Below are 897 nucleotides of genomic sequence, written 5' to 3'. Positions count from 1 at the left end.
ATCGCTTAATACCCGCAGGGGGTTAAAAACCCCCGGCTCATAGCTTAAGTCGTCTAAAGACGACTGATAGATATCAAATGTGCTGCAATTTATATTAATTCGTTTCACTCGTTTGCTTGTTGCGGAAATCAGCCTCAAACATCAATCGCTTTATAATCGGTTTTACAGCCTCAATTAAATGGGTAGGTTTGGCTTGCAACCACACCCCCAGCAGCCCGGTTCTTTGAATTCCTAATCTAGGGGCGATTTTTCTGCTGAAACGCGAGTCAGTGCATTCCCGCAAAATTCCGGGCTTTTCCAATACTGATTGTATCTCGTTCCAACAGCATTATCGCAATTTCGAGTGTGAGTTGCCCTGCGCTCATCTGAGCCGCCGTTAGGATATCGCCGGGAATAATCACGCTCATGGTGTATCCTGCTGGGGGTGGAGGTGGATTATCGCGCGGTGAAAGAGAGGGCGATCGCGCCACTTCCCGTAGCAGTGCGTCGCGTCGCTGTTCCCTGAGTCGCTGTTGAATAATATCGAATCGCCCTTCTGCCACTCCTCCCCTGGCTCTAAACCGGAACCAACACCCTTGGGGGTCGGTTGCGGCAGCAAATCCCCCGGAGAGAAAAGTCCCGCCTGCCAACCCTCACTTCTGACAGACCGTCAGTTTTTCTCGCGCCTGCGGATGACTCACAAAGTAATATTGCAACCACTCGCACCCCCGCGCCAGCAGTTCCTCTAACCCCTCCACCCGCCACACCCGGGCGGTGCAGTCAACTGAGGCGGTGGCCAGGGTTTTGCCGTCTGGGCTAAAACTGACGCTCAATACAGGGCCGGAATGCCCTTCTAAGCGGGCTAATTCGTTGCCGGATAAATCCCACACCCGGGCGGTGCGGTCACCTGAGGCGGTG

Annotated in this window: 3 protein-coding genes; all 3 read right to left on the bottom strand. The window is 53.7% G+C overall.

The genetic code is table 11. The features are described from left to right. Window positions 1-94: 94 nt before the first annotated feature. Entirely contained in the window at window positions 95-283 is a 189-nt protein-coding gene (locus AC0QH1_RS23480) for a PIN domain-containing protein (RefSeq protein WP_473154735.1), read from the bottom strand. Continuing rightward, window positions 267-542 carry a UPF0175 family protein gene (locus AC0QH1_RS23475; protein WP_324633801.1) on the bottom strand — a complete coding sequence of 92 codons (276 nt, stop codon included), beginning with the start codon at window positions 540-542 and terminating at the stop codon, window positions 267-269. Before AC0QH1_RS23475 ends, AC0QH1_RS23480 begins: the two co-directional genes overlap by 17 nt. A 90-nt stretch (window positions 543-632) precedes the next feature. Further along, window positions 633-897, bottom strand: a 265-nt coding sequence (locus AC0QH1_RS23470; RefSeq protein WP_324633800.1) for a WD40 repeat domain-containing protein, incomplete at its 5' end; no start/stop codon positions are given.

This window comes from Phormidium sp. CCY1219 (assembly GCF_055795085.1).
The sequence above is the reverse complement of the archived record's forward strand: the minus strand, read 5'-3'. Positions and strand labels throughout refer to the sequence as shown.